Raw genomic sequence first — 18,632 nt, 5'->3', positions numbered from 1 at the left:
TTCTGCTGGCATCGCGGCTGCAATCCCATGCGGCATCCCTTGGAGGATGGACGCATGAGCAACCCTGAAGTGGTGACGAAGTCCCAGCGCCGGATGCACTGGGGCGTGGGCGTGGCGGCGCTGGTGATGCTGTTCGCGGGCGTGGGCACGTGGTTGGTGCTGCGCCAGTCGGCGACGGAGCTGCCGCATCCCTCCATGGCGGTCATCCCCAAGCCATCCCACCCCGGATTGGCGCCGCGCGCGGAGCCGCCGCTGCCTTCCTCCTCGGAGATGGACGCGCTGCTGCGCACACGGCTCGCCCGGGCGTCGCTCATGCCGGAGTTCGCCACGTGGCTGAAGGAGCAGGCCCTGCTGCGCCGCTTCGTCACCGTCGTGGGCAACGTGGCCCATGGCGACAGCCCCCGCGAGGCGGTGAGCTTCCTCGCTCCGGCCGGCACCTTCGAGGCACGCCGCAAGGCCGGCAAGCTCGTCATCGAAAAGCAGAGCTACGCGCGCTACGACGTCATCGGCAAGGTGGTGGGCTCGCTCGACATGGGCGTGCTGGTGTCCACCTACCGCGAGGTGCGTCACCTGGCCGAGCGCCTCCACATGGAGACGGCTCGCCCCGGAAGCACCTTCGACGCCACGCTCCACCTCGCCTTCGAGCAGGTGCTCGCCGTCCCTGTCATCGACGGTGACGTCGAGGTGGTCCCCAAGGGCGCAATGTTCGTCTACGCCGACCCGAAGCTCGAAGGGCTGACGGCCGCGCAGAAGCACCTGCTGCGGATGGGGCCGCAGAACCTCCGCCGCATCCAGGGCAAGGTGCGCGAGGCGTCCCAGCAGCTCACCCAGCAGGCGTCCCGCCGCTGAGGCGGTCACCGCCTGCCTTCGCCAGCGCGCGTCACCCGCGCGGGCCCTGGCAGGATGCAACGGGGGCCATGCAGATTGCGGCGCTTCGCCATGGAGCGCCGCCTCCGCGCAGAGGCACAAGCCGGGGGGCACGGGCGTTGCTACCGGAGGAGCTTTCCTCCGGGACGAAGCGCTGCCAGGCGGCGTGGAGGCCCGGCAAGCACCGGAGCCCCCGCGCCGGTGTCGCCCCTGCCTCCCGTGTTCATGCGCCTGCCTGTCCTCCCCGTGCTGCTGCTGTGTCTGATGCTCTCCGGCGTCATCGCGGGCGTCCTGCACTTCATGCAGCGCGACCGGCAGGCGCTGGTGGACCAGATGGCCCGCGAGCGACAGGCGCAGTTGCTGGAGGCCGTGCGCGGCGTCTCCGCCGCCCTGGAGAGCGCGGAGGAGGACCTGCGCTTCGCGGGCGAGCTGCTGGCCCAGCCGGGCACCGCCGAGGAGCACCGGCGCGAGATGCGCGCCCTGCTGGAGGCGGTGGGTCAGTACAAGGCCATCCTCGTCTTCGGAACGGACGGACAGGAAAGGCTCCGACTGGTGGACCGGCGCAGCGCGGCGGCGATGACGCACCAGTTCACCGCGGAGGACCTGGCCCTCACCGTGGCGCAGGCCCGCAGTCATCCGCCGGGCCACGTCATCTCATCCCCGCCCCTTCCCCGGGCCCAATCGGGCTGGCTGCGCGCCTTCGCCACCGCGTTGCCGGAGGACGCGCAGGACAGCGGCGGCGTCGTCGTGGTGCTGGTGGACGCCGAGCCGCGCTTCGCCCCGCTGAAGCTGCTCGCGTCGGACTCGGAGACGCAACTGCTGGTGCTGGGTGTCCATGGAACGCCGACGGCGTTGACCCACCCGAACCTGGCGGACAGGTACCGGCGGCTGGACACCGACGGCCACCAGACGCCCGGCCTCGCGGCGCTGGCGCGGGCGCTTCGCGCGGGTGAGTCCGGCACGCGCATCATCGAGCGCAAGGAGGCCGCCCACCTCGGCCTGGGCGACTCGGAGGTGGTGGCCACCTTCAGCCCGGTGCGGTTCAAGAATGGCGCGGCCTGGCCGGTGGCGACGCTCGCGTCGACGCGCGTGCTCCGGAGCCATGAGCGCGGCCTGGTGCTGCGCCTGTCGCTGGCGGCGGTGCTCGTCTCCGGGTTCCTCATCGCCTTCGGTGTGTACGTGGTGCTCGCGCGCAGCCGGGCGGAAGCCCTGCGGGACAGCCAGCTCCATGCGCAGCGGCTGGCGCACCTGCACGACAAGACGCAGAAGATTCTCGACAACATCCCCACCGGGGTCCTGGCGCTCTCCTCCACCCGGCACATCTCCGCCGCCAACCGCGCGCTGAGCGCCCGCATGCCGGCGGACGTCGTGGGCCAGCCCCTGACGGCGGCCTTTCCCCAGGCCCAGGCCCCCGTCATCCAGCGGCTGGAGGACCTGGTTCACGCGGCCATGAGCGACGGCCGGGTGCGCAGCCTCCACGGTGAACCGCTCTGCCTCTTCGAAGAGCCCGGCCAGTACAACGTCCACGCGGTGCCGCTGGAGCCGAACACGCCGGAGGTCCACACGCTGGTCGTCATCGAGGACCTGAGCAGCCTGCGCGCACTGGAAGGACAACTGCTGCGCGCGGAGAAGCTGGCCACGGTGGGCGTGTTGGCGGCGGGCATCGCTCATGAGATTGGCACGCCGCTGGGCATCGTCCGCGGCCGGGCCGAGTACGTGCAGGAGAAGCTGGGACGCAACCACCCCCAGGCGGCCGGCCTGGGCACCATCGTCGGGCAGATAGACAGGGTGAGCCGGACGCTGCGCCAGCTGCTCGACTTCTCCCGGCTCCAGCCCGCGGACGCGCAGGCAGTCCCGCTGGAGCCCCTGGTGCACAGCGTGCGGGAGTTGCTGTGGATGGAGGCCGAGCGGCGGCGCCTGAAGCTGGAGGTGACGGTCGCCTCGCCCGCGCCCGCGGTGGCGGCCGACCCCGACCAGTTCCAGCAGGTGCTCATCAATCTGGTGCTCAACGCGTGTGACGCGTGCGGGGCCGGCGGACGCGTCCGGCTGAGCGCGAGCATGGACACCGGAGACGCACCGGGAGCCTGGGGCATGGTGCGCGTGGACGTCGAGGACAACGGCTGCGGTATCGCCCCCCGCCATGTCCACCAGGTCTTCGACCCTTTCTTCACCACCAAGAAGCGCGGCCAGGGCACCGGACTGGGCCTGACGATGGTTGCGCACATCGTGCGCAACCACGGAGGCCGCATCGAACTGGACAGCGCGCCAGAGCGAGGCACCCGCGTCACCGTGCGCTGGCCCGCCGCGGCACCCGCCGGAGAGGAGCGACATGTCGTCTAGAGCCAGGGTCCTCGTCGTCGACGACCACGTCGAGATGGGGCAGATGTTGAAGGAACCGCTGACGGACGACGGCTACAAGGTCGACATCGCCACCGGCGGCGCGGATGCCATCGCCCAGCTGCGCGCGCGCGTCTACGACGCGGTGCTGTGCGACCTGCGCATGCAGGACGTGGACGGCTTCGACGTGCTCGACGCCGCGCGCAAGCTGGACCCGGACCTGCCCGTGGTGATGATGACGGCCTTCGGCGGCGTGGAGAGCGCCGTGGAGGCGATGAAGCGCGGCGCGTTCCACTATTTCACCAAGCCCTTCCGGCTGGACGAGGTGCGCCTGTCACTGGAGCGCGCGCTGGAGCAGCGCCGCCTGCGCACCGAGCACCGCACGCTCAAGCAGCAGGCCGCGGACCGTGGGGGCCTGGGCGCCCTGGTGGGCAGCAGCGCCGCGATGCGCGACCTCTACGCGTTGATTGAGCGGGTGGCCTGGTCCGGCGCCCCGGTGCTGGTGCGCGGCGAGAGCGGCAGCGGCAAGGAGCTGGTCGCCCGGGCTTTGCACTTCGAGGGTACCCGGCGCGCGGGCCCCTTCGTGGCCGTCAACTGCACCGCGCTGCCACACGCGCTTCTGGAGAGTGAGCTGTTCGGCCACGTCAAAGGCGCCTTCACCGGCGCCACCACGGCCCGGCGTGGCCTCTTCGTCGAGGCGGACGGCGGCACGCTGTTCCTGGACGAGATTGGCGACATGGCCCCCGAGCTCCAGGCCCGGCTGCTCCGCGTGCTGGAGGACGGCGAGGTGCGGGCCGTGGGCGCGGACGGCTCGCGCACGGTGGATGTGCGGGTGGTGGCCGCGACACACCAGGACCTGGAGACGCGCGTCAAGGAAGGCCGCTTCCGCGCGGACGTCTTCTACCGGCTCAACGTCGTCACGCTTCGGCTGCCGCCCCTGCGCGAGCGCCGCGAGGACATCCCCGCGCTCATCGAGCACTTCCTCCAGCAGGCCAAGGCGCGCAATCCGCGCTCCGTCGTGCAGCGGTTCTCCCCGGAGACGCTGGCAGCGCTGGGGGCCCTGCCCTGGGCAGGCAACGTGCGCGAGCTGGAGAACCTGGTGCAGCGGCTGGTCGTGCTCGGCTCGACGGAGGTGGTGGATCTGCCGCAACTGCGCCCCCATTTGCCTTCGGACACCAGCCAGGAGAACCACCCGCTGGCCGCGGCACAGCGCACCATCGTTCCCCTGCGGCAGTTGGAGACGGAGTACATCGCCTGGGCCGTGGCCCGGTGCGGGGGGAACAAGACGAAGGCGGCCGAGCTGCTCGGCATCGACGTCTCCACCATCCACCGGCGCGAGCGCGCGGAAGGCAATCCGCAACGCTGACCTGGGCACGCTGCAACGGTGAGCGGGCCAGGGTTGAGATGTCTCAGAGGGCCGGGGGCGCGGCACGGGCCTTGTAGATGAAACAGGGGATGAACCGAACCCTCCTGTCTCTCCTCGCCGCGGTCAGTCTGGTTGGTTGCGCCTCGAAGCCCAAGACGTCCTCCGTCACGGACAACCTGCCGGACCGGCAGCACAGCCCCACCGCCACGGCGGCAACGTCCAACCGGACCTCCGATGACGACGAGGACGCGGCCCGCCGGGCCATGAGCCCTCTGTCCGCCGAGCCGGTGTACTTCGAGCTCGACTCGGCCACGCTGCGGCCCGAGTCGCGCGACATGCTCGCGCAGCTCGCCACGGGCCTGCGGGAGCGGCCCCTGACGCGAGTGACGGTGTCGGGCCACACCTGCGAGCTGGGGACCACGGAGTACAACATCGCGCTGGGCCACCGGCGCGCGGCGGTGGTGCGCGACTACCTGCGCAACCTCGGCGTGGAGCCCAAGCAGCTCTCCATCGTCTCCTACGGCGAAGAGCGGCCACTGACCGACACCCAGACGGAAGAGGCGTTCCGCAAGAACCGCCGCGCGGAGTTCACGTTCTCCTCCCAGGAGCAGGCCACACGCTGAGCCGCAGGAAGTCTGTCGGGCCTCCCCGGTACGCTGTTCCCGGAATGCGCTCCGGTAACACCAGGCGCTGGGGAGGGATGGGGAATGGGAAGCAGAATGCGTCGGAGGCCTGGCTACAAGTCCCGGCCCTCCGTGGCCGGATTGGCGGAGTCGTTGGGGTTGCTACGGTCTCGAGACCTGGAGACACATGGCGCTCCACGCAGCCAGCTCAACCTGCTGTTGCAATGTCGGAGCCCTGCGAGAAGTCGCGCCCGGCGTCTGGGCTCGTTCGAGCGCGATGGTGACAGCCGCGGCCATCGCCGTGAAGCGCGTCCCCCGGGGCGTGCTCTGCCTGAAGTCCGCGCTGTGGGTCCACGGCTTGCTGCCTGAATCCCCCACAGAGGTCTGGATGGCCATTGGAGCGCATGCGCGAAAACCGCGCTGGGACCAGCCACCGCTCCAGGTGGTCCGCTTCTCGGGGCGAGCACAGACCGAGGGCATCGAGCACCGCCTGCTCTGGGGATTGCCCATCACCGTCTACGGCGTCGCGAAGACGGTCGCGGACCTGTTCAAGTATCGAAACAAGTTGGGATTCCCTATCGCCGTGCGAGCACTCCACGACGCCCTCCTCTCAGGGCTCACCACCTCGGATGAGGTTCGACACTTCGCGGAAATCTGCCGCGTCAGGAAGAGTGTCGGCCCCTATCTCGAGGTCCTCGAAGCACGGCGAGGCCAGGACCTCCTGCGCGCGAGGCAGGCCTTCCTCGCGCGCGAGGCGGCACGGGCGAGGAGCCTGGAAGCGCCCCTGCTCCATCAGCTCCCGGGGCATCCGGAGAGCGAAAGCCGCTGAGCCGAATCCAAGGAGCGCCGAGCCCAACGGATGGATTTCGGCGCGCAGGGTACCCGGCCGCGTCCGGGCCCGCCGGAGGGGCGCAAGTCGTTGGGCCAGCCCCAAGGAGCGCCGAGCTCGACGGATGGGTGTTTGCGCGCAGGCTCACTGCGCCCCGTCAGGTCTCGGGCCATCGGGAGGCGCAAGCCGCTGGGCCAGCCCCCAAGAGCGCTGAACCCAAGGGCTGGGTGCCCGCCCCCCGAAGTGGCCTGAGCAGGTGGGGGGCCAGGTCGCGGACACGGAGCTCGCTGTTCGGAAATGTCGGGGGTTTTGGCGCGACAAAAGTCCCGACATTTCCGAACAGCGACCTCGCAAGCTCACTCCGGAGGGGTCCGGTCAGCGCCCCTGGAGACCATCGGGGCCGGACATGTCAGCACCCGCCTCTGTGGTTCAACGCGCGGCCCTGGCAGCCGCGCGGGCCGACTCCAGGCCATCGAGGAACGTGACGATGCGCTGGGCGCATCGCTCCGGCTGCTCCAGCGGGAAGAGGTGTCCCGTGCCGGGAAGCTCCTCCGTCTGGGGATCATTCAAGGTGAGGCGGGCCCGCTCCAGCGCGTCGCGCGTCAGCGTGTCGGACTCACCGCCGCGAATCACAAGAGACGGGACGTTCACGGTGCCCAGCTCGCGCCAGACATCCTTCGGAGACGTCTCGAAGACACGCGCCTCCCAGGCCTTGGGGATGGTCAGCCGGAAGCCGCCGCTCGGGGCTTCGGTGAGGCCGTGGGTGATGTAGTCCTGGAAGCACTCCGGGTCGAAGCGCGCGAACAGCGGCTTCTTGCCATAGCTTCGCGCGGCCTCTTCACGAGCGCCCCACGACTCACGCCGCCGCCGCGCCAGACTCGCGGGCGGTACGCGGCTTCGCAGCCCGAGCAGCGTCAAGGCACGGAGCGCCCATTCCCGCGCCCCCGTGAACAGCACCGGGTCCAACGCCACCACGGCCCGGAAGAGTGCGGGCGCCTTCGCGGAGGCCAGCAGCGTCGCCACGCCGCCCATGCTGTGCCCCACGCCCACGGCACCCTGCACGCCGTGCGCACGCAGGGCGTGAATCAGGTCATCCGCCATGTCATCCCAGGTCCGCAGCTCGCGCGGGTCGGAGCCCGGCACGAGGCACCGCGTGCGAAGCGTGAAGACGCGGTAGCGCGGCTTCAGGTGCTCGATGAGTTTGCGGTAGCACCCCGGAGGAAAGCCGTTGGCGTGGGCCAGGTGCAGCACCGGACCGGTGCCGCCCCAATCCTCCATCTGAAGGGCGTCGTGCATGGCCCGTCGATTAACCCGGACCGCGGCGAATGTCTTCCGCCACTCGGAGCCCGCACGCAGAGGCGGAAGCAGCACCCGCCCCGGAAACCCGACCCAACGCCGTGCCGAGCCACACAGCGTGGCGTGCCGAAGGGCACCCTGCGGGCCGACCCGTCACCGCCACTGCGGGTGCGCCAGCACGCGCGCCTCGATGTCGGGCGTGAGCTGCCCACCGTGCGGCGCCCGGGATGACGACCGCTTCCATCGCTCCAGCCACCGCTCACCGAGCGGCGCCTCCAGCGACTCACGCCGCGAGGCGCCCACCGTCGTCTCACCCTTCGTCCCCGTCGACACACCCGCGCCCACGAAGAACCCGGCCAGCAGCAGCGTCACCCGCGTAGGCGTGGCCGCGCTGTACGTGAGCAGCAGCGTCCCCTCCCCGTCCTCGCGGCAGTGGCGGCGCACGCGGGCCAGCACCGCTTCGGTCCACATTTCCGGATTGGACGCTGGAGAGAACGGGTCAAAGTAGACGAGGTCCGCCACGGGCAGCGTGCCGTCCAGGTGAGGCACCGCGTCCCCCAGCAGCAGCCGCCAGCGGAGGCCCTCCGCCTCCCACACCCCGTCGCGCATCAGCGTCTCCGCCGCGTCACGAAACGGCTGGAGGAAGGGAAAGCCCTCGGCGTCCGCCAGTGCCAGCCGCAGCGGCGCCAGGTCCACCTCGAAGCTGACCACCTCCAGCGGCCGGCGCTGCTCCTCGCCCAGACGCCTGGCACAGGTGAGCGCGGCCACCGCGTTGGTGGCGGCGCCCAGCCCCACGTCATGAATCACCAGCGGCGGCCCGGGCTGGCGCAGCCGGTCCGCCAGCCGTGCCTGCTCCACATAGAGGCGCAGCGCTTCCTGCCATGGCCCCACGGAGGGATGCATCACCTCGCCATGGCCCAGGTGCCGCACGGCGCGAGCGCCATTGCGCAGGGTGATGAGCTCGAAGTCGCCGTCGCGCGGGTTTGCGTCGGGTGCGGTGCTCACCCGACCTCCTTCAGCGTCACCGCGCGCGCGTTGGCCTCGTCCTTCAAGTCCTTGGGCGTGGCGATGGCCGCCTTCAGCTCGCGGTACACCTGCGCGTACGTCCCCCCCAGGATGCCCTCGCGGATGCGCCCCATCAGCTTCTGGTAGTGCCGGACGTTGTGCACGGACAGGAAGCGCGAGCCCAGGTGGTGCTTGCCCCGCATCAGGTGCTGCAGGTAGCCGCGCGTGTAGCGCTTGCACACGTAGCAGTCGCACTCCGCGTCCAGCGGCTCGTCGGAGAGGCGGAACACGCTGCGGGAGATGCGGATGAGCCCGCTGAACGTGTACGCATACCCCTGCTGGGCCATCTTGGTGGGGATGATGCAGTCGAACATGTCCACACCGCGCAGCACGGCTTCCACCAGGTCCGTGGGCGTGCCCACGCCCATCAGGTAGCGCGGCTTGTCGGCGGGCAGGGACGCGGTGGCGCGCAACGTCATGGACTCGCGCTCCACCTTCGTCTCGCCCACGGCCAGACCGCCGATGGCGAAGCCGTCGAAGGGCAGCTTCGTCAGGAAGTCCGCGCTCTCGTCACGCAGGTGAGGGAAGACGCCGCCCTGGACGATGCCGAACATCGCCTGCCCGGTGTCCCGCGCCGCCTTCGCCTCCAGGCTGCGCACCGCCCAGCGGTGGGTGCGCTCCATGGCCTCGCGCGTGCCAGCCTCGTCGGTCCGCGAGTCGATGCACACGTCCAGCACCATCATGATTTCCGAGTTGATGGCCTGCTGCATGGCGATGCTCGACTCGGGGCTGAGGAGCTGCCGGCTGTTGTCGTAGAAGCTGCGGAAGTGGGCGCCCTTCTCCGTGATGAGCCGGTCCTCCGGCAGGGAGAAGATCTGGAAGCCGCCCGAATCGGTGAGCACGCCCCCATCCCATTGCATGAAGGGGTGGATGCCGCCGAAGCGCTTGAAGACCTCGGCGCCCGGCCGGAGCATCAGGTGGTAGGTGTTGGCCAGCAGGATGCTGGCGCCCGCCTCCTTCACCTCCTCCATGGCCAGGTGCCGGAAGCCCGCGTGGGTGGCCACCGGCATGAACATGGGGGTTTTGAAGGAACCCCGGCGTGTGTGCAGGAGGCCTGCACGGGCGCCCGTGGGGTCGGTGGTGAGGAGCTCGAAACGAACGGCCATGGGCCGGCGCTTATACCCGTCATGCCCGGCAGGCACCGCATCCATCTGCCCTGCCCGCTCCCCCACCCGCCATCCGGGGCCTCCTGCCCTCCTGGACAGCCGTACAGGCATCCTGGCATTCCGCCCGAGGCGGAACGCCGCCGGCCTTCCGGCATCTCACGTCCTCCGCCGCCGCTTCCGGGGCCTGAAGTCGACACCGGGGCGGCATTCTCCCGCCTTCCCAGCGGTTACATGGAGTCCTCGCGGTCTCCTGCAGAACGCGAAACACCTCGCCGCTTTGGCCCACCGCACCATTTCCGCTACAACGCCGCCGCCATGTTCAACGTCATCAACGTCTCCAAGGCCTACGGGCCCAAGAAGCTTTTCGAGGACGTCAACGTCACGTTCTCACCGGGCCGCCGCTACGGCCTGACCGGTCCGAACGGGGCCGGGAAGTCCACGTTCATGAAGATCCTCGCCGGGGACGAGGAAGCGGACATGGGCAACATCGTCCGGCCTCGCAAGCTGGGAATCCTGCGCCAGGACCACTTCCGCTACGAGGACAACCGCGTCCTCGACGTGGTGCTCATGGGCAACCATGCCCTGTGGGCGGCCATGTCCGAGAAGAACGAGCTGTTGGCCAAGTCCGACATCACCGAGGAGGACGGCAACCGGCTGGGCGACCTGGAGGGCGTCATCGCCGAGGAGGACGGCTACTCGGCGGAGAGCGACGCGGCCACCCTGCTGGCGGGCCTTGGCATCGACCAGGCCTTCCACGAAGAGCCCATGAAGCAGCTCACCGGCGGCCTCAAGCTCCGCGTGCTGCTCGCGCAGGCGCTGTTCGGCAAGCCCGAAGGCCTGCTCCTCGACGAGCCCACGAACAACCTGGACATCGATTCCATCCGCTGGCTGGAGAGCTTCCTCCACGACTACGAGGGCGTGCTCATCACCATCAGCCACGACCGGCACTTCCTCAACGCCATCTGCACGCACATCGCGGACATCGACTACGAGACCATCATCCACTACCCCGGTGGGTATGACGACATGGTCCGGCAGAAGGCGCAGGTGCGCAGCCGCGTCGAGTCCGAGACGGAGGAGAAGAAGAAGAAGATTGCCCAGCTCCAGGACTTCGTCGCGCGCTTCCACGCCGGCACCCGCGCCTCGCAGGTGCAGAGCCGCATCAAGCAGATCGACAAGCTGAAGTCGGACGACCTCAAGCGCTCCAACATCGCGCGCCCGTTCATCCGCTTCGACCAGAAGGTGGTCAGCGGCAAGCAGACGCTGATGGTCGAAGGCATCCACAAGTCCTTCGACGGCCAGGAGGTCATCAAGCCCTTCAACGCCCTGGTCTGCAAGGGCGAGAAGGTCTGCGTCATCGGCCGCAACGGCGTGGGCAAGTCCACGCTGGTGAAGATGATTGCCGGCCAGTTGGAGCCGGACGGCGGAAAGATTGGCTGGGGCCACCAGGCCTCCGTGGGCTACCTGCCGCAGGACCACCACGGCGTCGTGCGCAAGGGCACCACCTGCTTCGGCTGGCTGCGTGACCTGCACGACAAGCTCACCAACGAGGAGATCTCCGGCGTGCTGGGCCGGATGCTCTTCTCCGGTGAGGAGCGGATGAAGAACACCGACACCCTCTCCGGTGGTGAGACGGTGCGGCTGCTCCTGTCCAAGCTGATGATCATGCAGGACAACGTGCTGGTGCTCGACGAGCCCACCAACCACCTGGACCTCGAGTCCATCGCCGCCCTGGCCGAAGGCCTCCAGAAGTACGAGGGCACGGTCATCGTCGTCACGCACGACCAGGAGCTCATCTCCGAGGTGGCCACCCGCATCTGGTCGCTCCAGGCAGGCCAGGAGGTGCTCGACTTCAACGGGCCCTACTCGGAGTTCGTGGAGAAGCACTCCGACGTCGCCGCGCGCCGCCGGTAGGAACAGGCACGACGCGGAAACACGAATCGCCGCCCGGCCCGGGGATACGCTCCCGGGACGAGGCGGCGATTGTCGTTGCGCCGTCTGGCGCGAGCTACGGCAACGGGTTGACGTAGCCGAACGAGGACATGCTCACCGACCAGTCACTCGCCGAGTCCGTGTCCCCCTGCCCGTTTCGCCCCAACGACATGGCCAGCCCCGGCGTGCCGAAGGCCGGGGTCCAGTCCACCGAGACGTACCACGCATCCGGATAGTTGCAGGGCACACCGGAGCAGTCCGCCGGCCACCACTGGCCCTCTGCCTGGAGCGCCTGGAGCATCGCGGGGTAGTTCAAGAAGGAGTCGTTGGTCTCGATGACCGCCAGGGCGTCCTGGGTGGTGCCGAACGTGTCCCGGATGCGAAGGACCCGGTTGCCCGAAAAGAGACCCATCGTGCCCCCTTGGAAATCCCAGGCCGAGTCATGGTTCGCGGTGTACTGGCTCGACGGGTATTGGGTCCGGCTGGTCGTCTCCGACGCGGGTGCGTCCACCCCGGGCGTGACGCGGTCCGGGTTGAGGTGGATGACGATGATGTCGCCCGTCGACACCTGCACATCGGGGAGCGTGGCCAGCGCCGTGTTCCCATCCGTCAGCGTCGCGCCCTGGACGGAGCCACTCGCGAGGACGACGAGTTCCACCAGGTCGCGGTTCTGAGGAACGGCGGGCGCCAGCTCGGAGAGGCGGAGCCGCGCCGTCTGCACGTAGCCCGGGAAGCTGGTCTGGGTGGCCGAGGGATCCAGCGCGACGCCGCGCGCGTCACGCACGGTGGTCGCCACCGTCACGGTGTACGACTGGCGCGGCGTCTGGTTGCTGGTCGTCAGCGCGACCTCGGTGCGGCTCTGCAACTGAGCCTGGGTGACGCTCAGCCCCGGGATGGAGAACTGACTGCCATTGGCCACCAGGCTCGCCGCGTCGAGCGGGCGGCCGAAACGCACCATCACCGTGTTGCGGCCCGTGGCCCATGCGTTGATGACCCGGGGCGCCGGGCACGAGTGCACGGTGGCCTGGCTCGCCGTCCACACGGAGGGCTGGATGGTGGGCGTCATCTGCGTGCCGGACATGAACATCCAAAGCGGAGACGTCACCGTCAGCGAGCAGCCCGACGTCAAGGCCAGGCTGTCACGGAGAGGCTCCACCACGCGCAAGCGCAGCGCGACCGCGGCCGAGGAGCCCGCCGGCACGCCCACCGTCGTCAGCGGCGCCTGCAGATGCCCCAGCCCCGCGGCGGAGAACCCGGGTGCGCCGATGGTGCCGGTGATGGAGATGTACTCGGACTCATACTCGGGCTGCGTCCCACCGATGGTGACGTCCACGTCGCTGACGTCCTGGAGAAGCTCCGACACCGAGTGCCCCGAGCTGAGCACGTTGAAGCCAGAGAGGCTCGCGCGCGTCTGGCCGTTGACGAGGCTCTTCGCATTCACGGTGACACGCACCCGGTCTCCCACCTGCGGAACGGGGGACAGCGTCGCTGGGTCCACCGGAACGAAGACGGCGGGCCCGGTCCGCTCCGCCTGGAGGAAGAAACCCGCCGCGTCGTTCACCGCGTTGCCCACGGCGTCCTTGATGAAGGTGATGCGGGCTCCGTTGATGAGGAGGTTCACCGGGCCATTCGCCGCGTTGCGCACGGCCTGGATCTGCTCGGACGCCGTCCGGTCCAGGTCGGGCAGCACGTAGGACTCTTGCTTCGCCTGCTCCACGTTGCCCGCCACATCCGTGGAAGCGAAGCGCAGCATCGTGTTCCGAGTCATCGTGATGGGCCGCTCGTACAGCAACGCGCTCGACACCGGCGCGGAGCCATCCAGCGTGTAGCGCGTCGCGGCGCAGCCCGAACCACCGTCGCTGCACACCAGCGTCACGGTGACGGCGTCCTGGTAGACACCGCCCACGGGCGTGGCGGTCGTCACCGGCGGCACCGTGTCCATCGTGTACTGCTCGGACTTCGCCAGTTCGACGTTGCCCGCGATGTCCATGGAGAAGAAACGCAGCGTGGTGGAGGAGGCCACGGTGATGGGGCCCGTGTAGCGGATGCTGGATGTCGTCGGCGCGCTGCCGTCGACCGTGTAGTACGTACCCGCGCAGCCACTTCCCTCGGCGTCATCCGCGCAGCTCAGGACGACGGACTGGGCACTCCAGTAGACACCGCCAGCGGGCGTCGCCGTCGTCGTGGGGGCCACGCGGTCCTCGGAAGAGACCTCCCGCGTGTAGAGCTCCGACACCACCTCGGAGACATTGCCCACCCAATCCACCGCGATGAAGCGCACGCGCGTGGTGGCCGTCAGCACCAGGGGCTCCTCATAGACGGAGGAGTCCAGGGAGGGAATGGCGCCGTTGGTGGTGTAGTGGATGGCCGCGCAGCCGCTGCCCTCAGCGTCGTCACACGTCAGCGTCACCACGCGCGTCCCGGTGAACGGGCCCCCCCGTGGCGTCGCGGCCACCTGGGGCACGCCCGAGTCCACGACGTAACGCGCCTGCCGCACCGCCTCGACGTTGCCCACCCGGTCCACGGAGAAGAAGCGCAGCGTGGTGGACATGGCGATGGACAGGGGCGCCGCGTAGCGCGGCGAGGCCTGCGTGGGAACGCTGCCATCCAGCGTGTAGTGCGTGCCCGCGCAGCCGCTGCCCGCACCGTCGTCACACGTCAGCGCCACGCTCCGGGGACTGCTGAACGCGCCGCTCGCGGGGTTGGCCACCGTGCTGGGCGGCTCCGTGTCCGCCGAACCCACCAGGGTGAATGTCGCCGTCCCCGGCGCCTCCGCGTTGCCCGCCGCGTCCACGGAGTAGAAGCGCACCGTGGTGGTGCGCCCCAGCGTGAAGGGCTCGCGATACTGCGTGGAGCCCGTGCCGGGCGTGGAGCCATCCAGCGTGTAGTACGTGGCCGCGCAGCCACTGCCACCGTCGTCACAAGCCAGCGTCACCACCACGGAGGTGGTGAAGTCGCCTCCCGCGGGCGTGGCGCGCGTCGTGGGCGGCGTGAGGTCGGTGGGAGGTGGAGACTTGGGCTCACCGCCACCACACGCAAGGACGAGCTGAGCCGTGAGCAGCACCGCGCCACAGCGCAGTGGCCAGAAGGGGGTCTGAGACATCGGAACTCCAGGGCGCACGCGGTCCGTGCGCCGGGGCAATCAGGGTGCGGGGATGTCCGAGGGGGGCTGTCAGTGGATGACGGAAGCCACTGTCGTCCAGCCAACAAGGCGCGCACGCTCGCACTGGGAGTAGGCGCTCCGCAAGCCCCCCTGCGACGACAACCCTTCACACCGGAGTGGCGCCGCGAGTCAAAAGCCACCCGTCGTCACGCACGAATGCCCCGGCTTCGCTGGGGAGAGAAGGACCGTCTACCGCGGGGCCGACTTGCGCAGCAGGAACAACCCCAGGCCCATGCCCAGCGTCCACTTGAAGGCCGCCGCGAGCGGCGTGTCACGCAGCCTGGGTGGAGCGGACGGTGGGTCATCCAGGGGCCGGCCCGTCACCGGGTCCACCACGGGCTGGAAGCCCGGAGCGCCTGGAAGCGACGCGCCTCCCGCCTCCAGCTCCGTCTTGGTGGCGGTCAGCGCCTTGCCCTGCTCCGGGACCTTCTGGCCCGGCGCCTTTCCCTCCGGGGAGCGGTGCTCGAGGATGGCGTTGATCTCCGCGCCCAGCAGGATGACCTGCGCGGAGATCCACATCCACAGCAGCATGACGATGACACCGCCGATGGCGCCGTAGTTGACGTCGTACTTGCCGAAGTTGGCCACATACTGGGAGAAGCCCCACGACGCGAACACCCAGATGAGCACGCCCACCACCGAGCCTGGGGTGATGAAACGGAACTTCTGCTTCACGTCCGGCAGCACGTAGTACAGCACCGCCCACAGGAACATCATCAGCAGGCCCGCGACCGGGAGCCGCAGCCACATGAGCACGGTGCCCAACCCGCCGGGAAGCTTGCCAGCGATGACGGGCGTGACGATGACCGCGAACGCCGCGAAGATGGCCACCGCCGCGCCGCCCAGCGTCACCAGCAGCGCGATGCCGCGCAGCTTCCAGATGGGACGCGACTCCGTCACGCCGTAGACCTTGTTGAGCGCCGTCATCAGCGCCACCACGCCCGCGGAGGCCGCCCAGACGGCACCGACACCACCCACCGTCAGCAGCCCCACCGGCCGGCTGTTCGCCAGCGACTCGATGCGCTCGCTCAGGATGGACGTCACTTCCCGGGGCGCCACCCGCGCCAGTTCCTGGATGAGCACCTGGGCCTGGGCGGGCTCGATGAGGAGGCCCGCCAGCGACACCAGGAACAGCAGGAATGGGAACAGCGCCAGAATCACCCGGAAGGTGAGCGCGCCAGCGACGTCCCCCACCTCGTCGCGCGTCCACTCGTCCTTCAGCGCCAGAAAGAACTTCTTCCAGCTCATTCCCTTGCCAGGGAGAACCATTCCGCCTCCTCGGAGGTGCTGCGACCGGGGGAACGATGCGCATTCCCCACACCCCAGGCGACCTCCAGCCCCCAGCTTCCCTGCATGCGGCCGGAGGACAGGCGAGCAGGAAGCCCCTGGAAGGCGCCTTCCCGGAAATCCCTTCGTTCTCGGTCCTCCCCCCTAGGCAGGAGAGCGTTCATTGGCGTACACCTTGGACGGGGGCCGCCGGTCGGTTCCGCCGCGGCCCCCTCTCCCGAGGACGCCATGTTCGTCTCCTGTCTCCTGAGTGTCAGCCTGGCGCTGAGCGCCGGCGCCACACCCGGAATGCCCCCGGACACCCAGGCACCCACCCCTTCGCACACGCTGTGGCTCGTCCAGGCCCTGTACCCAGGACAGGACGCGTTGCTGCAACGCACCGAGGAAGGGATTGCCGCGCTGATACCGCAGGACGTGCAGGCGGAGCAGCTCATCGGCCGGGGCGCCCTGGCCATGCACCTGAAGGGCCAGGGTGGCGACCTGCGCTGCGTGTCCGGCGAGGCGCGCTGCCGGGAGCCGCTGGAGGCGTACCTGGAGTCACTGGGCCTGGAGCGCGTGGTGCTGGTGCAGGTGGGCCAGGACGACGCCGGCTACCGCTTCCGCGCCGTCAGCGTCCGGCCCGGCACGGGCGCCCGGGGGCAGGCGGAGACAGCGAACCCCGCGTTCGAGAAGGCCCTGGCCGGCGTGCTGGTGAAGTTCCTGTCGCTCAATGCCACGGTGGTGGCGGAGACGACGCCCGCAGGGGCCACCGTCTTCATCGACGGCGTGAAGGTGGGCTCCACGCCCTTCACCACGGAGGTACTACCGGGTGAGCACACCTTCCGCTTCGAGCTGGCTTCGCACCTTCCGAAGGAAGAGACGCGCGTGATGAGCTCGCGCCAGCAGGTGAAGCTGAACGCCGCGCTGGAGAAGGTGCCCGCGCGGCTGGTGGTGAAGGCGCAGCCGGAGGGCGCGGAGATTCGCGTGGACGGCCAGCCGGTGGGAACCACCGCGGTGGACCAGGGCATCCAGCCCGGCACGCGCAGGGTGTCGCTGACGCTGGACGGCTACGAGCCCCACGAGGTGAACGCGGAGATCGCGCCCGGCGGGACCTACACGCTGGAGCACGCGCTGACGCCCACCTCCATGCAGGCCTTCAAGCTGGCCATGCGCCGCCGCAAGGAAGCCACCATGGCGCGGCAGAGCTACCTGGAGGCCTCGTTCGAGATGCAGCGCCTCACGGGCACGTCGCTGGCGTCCCAGCCGCTGAGCACCTCGGAGGAGCTGGAGAGCCTGCGCACCCGGGACGTGCGCGCGCCGGGCTCGCGCAACCTGCGCGGCGTGGGTGTCGAGTACGGCCGCTATGGGCAGTTCTTCGGCGTCATGCTGGTGGGCGCCACCTACGCCTCCACCGGCGACACCTGGACGTTGGGCATCGACGTACCGCCTGGCGTGGGCGGCGTGGGGCCGGACGGCGTGTCGTCGCTGGACACGCGGGTACAGGCGGTGTCGCTGCGCGCGCTCCAGCCGCAGCTGCGCTACGTGCTCGGGCCCGTGTCCTTCGCCATCCAGGTGGGACTGGAGGGCCGAGGACTGCTGGTGAAGGAAAGCGCGGGTGAGGCGGCCATCTTCAAGGACGGCCTCTACGCGCTGGACCTGCACGCGTCCGGACAGGCCACCGCGCGCATCTTCGTGTACGAGGGCCTGTACGCCTCCGTCGCGTACCAGCACAGCTTCACGCTGCTGAAGAAGATTGCCGGAACGAGCAACATTCGCGGAGGGCTGGGCTATGCGTTCTGACCTGCGGCGCCTGACGTGGGCCTGTGTGCTGCTGACGTGTGGCCTGTCCCTGGCCGAGCCCCTGGTGGGGCCCTCCGTCGGCCGTGGCGATGCGCTGCTGGCCGAGGGCACCCGCCTCTACAACAAGCGCAAGCACAAGGACGCGGCGGAGGTGTTGCTCCAGGCCACGCGCGCCAACCCGTCCCTGCTGCCCGCCTACCTGGGCCTGGCCCGCGCGCGAATGGGGGCAAAGGACGTCCCCGGTGCCTGCGCCGCCTACCGCGCCTATGTGCGCAGCGCGCCGGACATCCAGGACCGCACCAAGGCGCAGCGCGAACTGGCCCTGTGCGAGCGCAAGCTGAAGGCCGCGCGCCGCAAGAAGCGCAACAAGGTGCCGCCCGACATGACGGCCCGGCACGTGGAGCTGAAGGCCGGCTTCTTCGCCGCGCTGGAGGAAGGCCGGCTGGTGGGCCCCGGCGCGGCGGGCGAGACGCTGCGCACGCTGGTGTCCGAGGGCTACCTGGGCACGGACCTCGGGGACATGGCCGCGCGGCTGAGCACGGCCTCCCAGGCCACCACCGACGACCTGCACCAGCGGGCCCTGGCCGGTGAAGCGCTCCCCACGGCGCGCCTGCGGGAGTCCGGCGCGCTCTTCGACCTGGCTCGCGACACGGGGGAGCCGTCCGCCAATGCCGCTGCCCAGGCGCCCTTCCTGGAAGGGCTCGCGGCGCTCCAGAGTGGAGACTCCACCGGGGCGCAGCGCCTGTTCGCGAAGGCCGCATCAGCGGCGCCCGAGCGCACCGAGTACCGCGTGTGGCGCGCCGCCGCGCTCCAGCGCGCCGGAGATTTGGACGGCGCGCTGACGGTGCTGGAGACGGACCTGCCGCAAGATGCGCGCACGGACGTGCTCCGCGCGGCCTCCGCCCAGCGGAAGTCTCCCGAGGCGGGAGCTCGCGAGCTGGAGCGCATCCTCTTCCAGCGCTACGCCCCGGCCACGCGCTGA

13 protein-coding genes are annotated in these 18,632 nt (G+C 69.9%); 8 read left to right on the top strand and 5 right to left on the bottom strand.

What is annotated here, in order from left to right:
- Window positions 1–54 precede the first annotated feature (54 nt).
- The 5 genes from FMP39_RS04830 to FMP39_RS04810 all read left to right on the top strand — a co-directional run bounded on the left by FMP39_RS04830 (window position 55) and on the right by FMP39_RS04810 (window position 6,022).
- A complete protein-coding gene (locus FMP39_RS04830; protein ID WP_228557675.1) occupies window positions 55–849 on the top strand; it encodes a DUF3014 domain-containing protein in 795 nt (264 codons plus the stop codon).
- Window positions 850–1,092: 243 nt separating this feature from the next.
- The gene (locus FMP39_RS04825) at window positions 1,093–3,207 is read left to right on the top strand and encodes a nitrogen regulation protein NR(II) (protein ID WP_194858238.1); all 2,115 of its coding nucleotides are present in this window, start codon (window positions 1,093–1,095) and stop codon (window positions 3,205–3,207) included.
- Complete coding sequence (locus FMP39_RS04820; protein WP_141588817.1) at window positions 3,197–4,570, top strand: sigma-54 dependent transcriptional regulator; 1,374 nt, start codon at window positions 3,197–3,199, stop codon at window positions 4,568–4,570. Before FMP39_RS04825 ends, FMP39_RS04820 begins: the two co-directional genes overlap by 11 nt.
- 89 nt (window positions 4,571–4,659) lie before the next feature.
- On the top strand, window positions 4,660–5,193 hold the full coding sequence (locus FMP39_RS04815) for an OmpA family protein (RefSeq protein ID WP_141588816.1): 534 nt from the start codon (window positions 4,660–4,662) through the stop codon (window positions 5,191–5,193).
- Between the two features lie 277 nt (window positions 5,194–5,470).
- Complete coding sequence (locus FMP39_RS04810) at window positions 5,471–6,022, top strand: hypothetical protein (RefSeq protein ID WP_228557674.1); 552 nt, start codon at window positions 5,471–5,473, stop codon at window positions 6,020–6,022.
- A 429-nt stretch (window positions 6,023–6,451) separates the two neighbouring features.
- Here the strand turns inward: FMP39_RS04810 and FMP39_RS04805 are convergent, their stop codons facing one another.
- The 3 genes from FMP39_RS04805 to tgt form a co-directional block, all read right to left on the bottom strand.
- Entirely contained in the window at window positions 6,452–7,318 is an 867-nt protein-coding gene (locus FMP39_RS04805; protein ID WP_141588815.1) for an alpha/beta fold hydrolase, read from the bottom strand.
- Window positions 7,319–7,471: 153 nt separating this feature from the next.
- Window positions 7,472–8,323, bottom strand: coding sequence for an MnmC family methyltransferase (locus FMP39_RS04800; protein ID WP_141588814.1), 852 nt, complete (start codon window positions 8,321–8,323; stop codon window positions 7,472–7,474).
- Window positions 8,320–9,489 carry a tRNA guanosine(34) transglycosylase Tgt gene (gene tgt, locus FMP39_RS04795; RefSeq protein WP_141588813.1) on the bottom strand — a complete coding sequence of 390 codons (1,170 nt, stop codon included), beginning with the start codon at window positions 9,487–9,489 and terminating at the stop codon, window positions 8,320–8,322. The genes FMP39_RS04800 and tgt overlap by 4 nt, the downstream gene beginning before the upstream one ends.
- A gap of 315 nt (window positions 9,490–9,804) precedes the next feature.
- Between tgt and FMP39_RS04790 the strand changes: the two genes are divergently transcribed.
- Entirely contained in the window at window positions 9,805–11,403 is a 1,599-nt protein-coding gene (locus FMP39_RS04790; RefSeq protein WP_141588812.1) for an ABC-F family ATP-binding cassette domain-containing protein, read from the top strand.
- Between the two features lie 94 nt (window positions 11,404–11,497).
- Here FMP39_RS04790 and FMP39_RS04785 read toward each other — a convergent pair whose 3' ends face one another.
- Together FMP39_RS04785 and FMP39_RS04780 are read right to left on the bottom strand one after the other, a co-directional pair.
- On the bottom strand, window positions 11,498–14,524 hold the full coding sequence (locus FMP39_RS04785) for a chitobiase/beta-hexosaminidase C-terminal domain-containing protein (RefSeq protein WP_228557673.1): 3,027 nt from the start codon (window positions 14,522–14,524) through the stop codon (window positions 11,498–11,500).
- 249 nt (window positions 14,525–14,773) lie between these two features.
- Window positions 14,774–15,853 carry a YihY/virulence factor BrkB family protein gene (locus FMP39_RS04780; RefSeq protein ID WP_141588810.1) on the bottom strand — a complete coding sequence of 360 codons (1,080 nt, stop codon included), beginning with the start codon at window positions 15,851–15,853 and terminating at the stop codon, window positions 14,774–14,776.
- Between the two features lie 246 nt (window positions 15,854–16,099).
- On the opposite strand from FMP39_RS04780, the gene FMP39_RS04775 reads away from it, so the two are divergent.
- Window positions 16,100–17,650: a PEGA domain-containing protein gene (locus FMP39_RS04775; protein WP_228557672.1), complete on the top strand. Its 1,551-nt coding sequence runs from the start codon at window positions 16,100–16,102 to the stop codon at window positions 17,648–17,650.
- A complete protein-coding gene (locus tag FMP39_RS04770; protein WP_141588808.1) occupies window positions 17,640–18,632 on the top strand; it encodes a tetratricopeptide repeat protein in 993 nt (330 codons plus the stop codon). The genes FMP39_RS04775 and FMP39_RS04770 overlap by 11 nt, the downstream gene beginning before the upstream one ends.

This window comes from Myxococcus sp. AB056, from assembly GCF_006547365.1.
GTDB lineage: Bacteria > Myxococcota > Myxococcia > Myxococcales > Myxococcaceae > Myxococcus > Myxococcus virescens.
The sequence above is the reverse complement of the archived record's forward strand: the minus strand, read 5'-3'. Positions and strand labels throughout refer to the sequence as shown.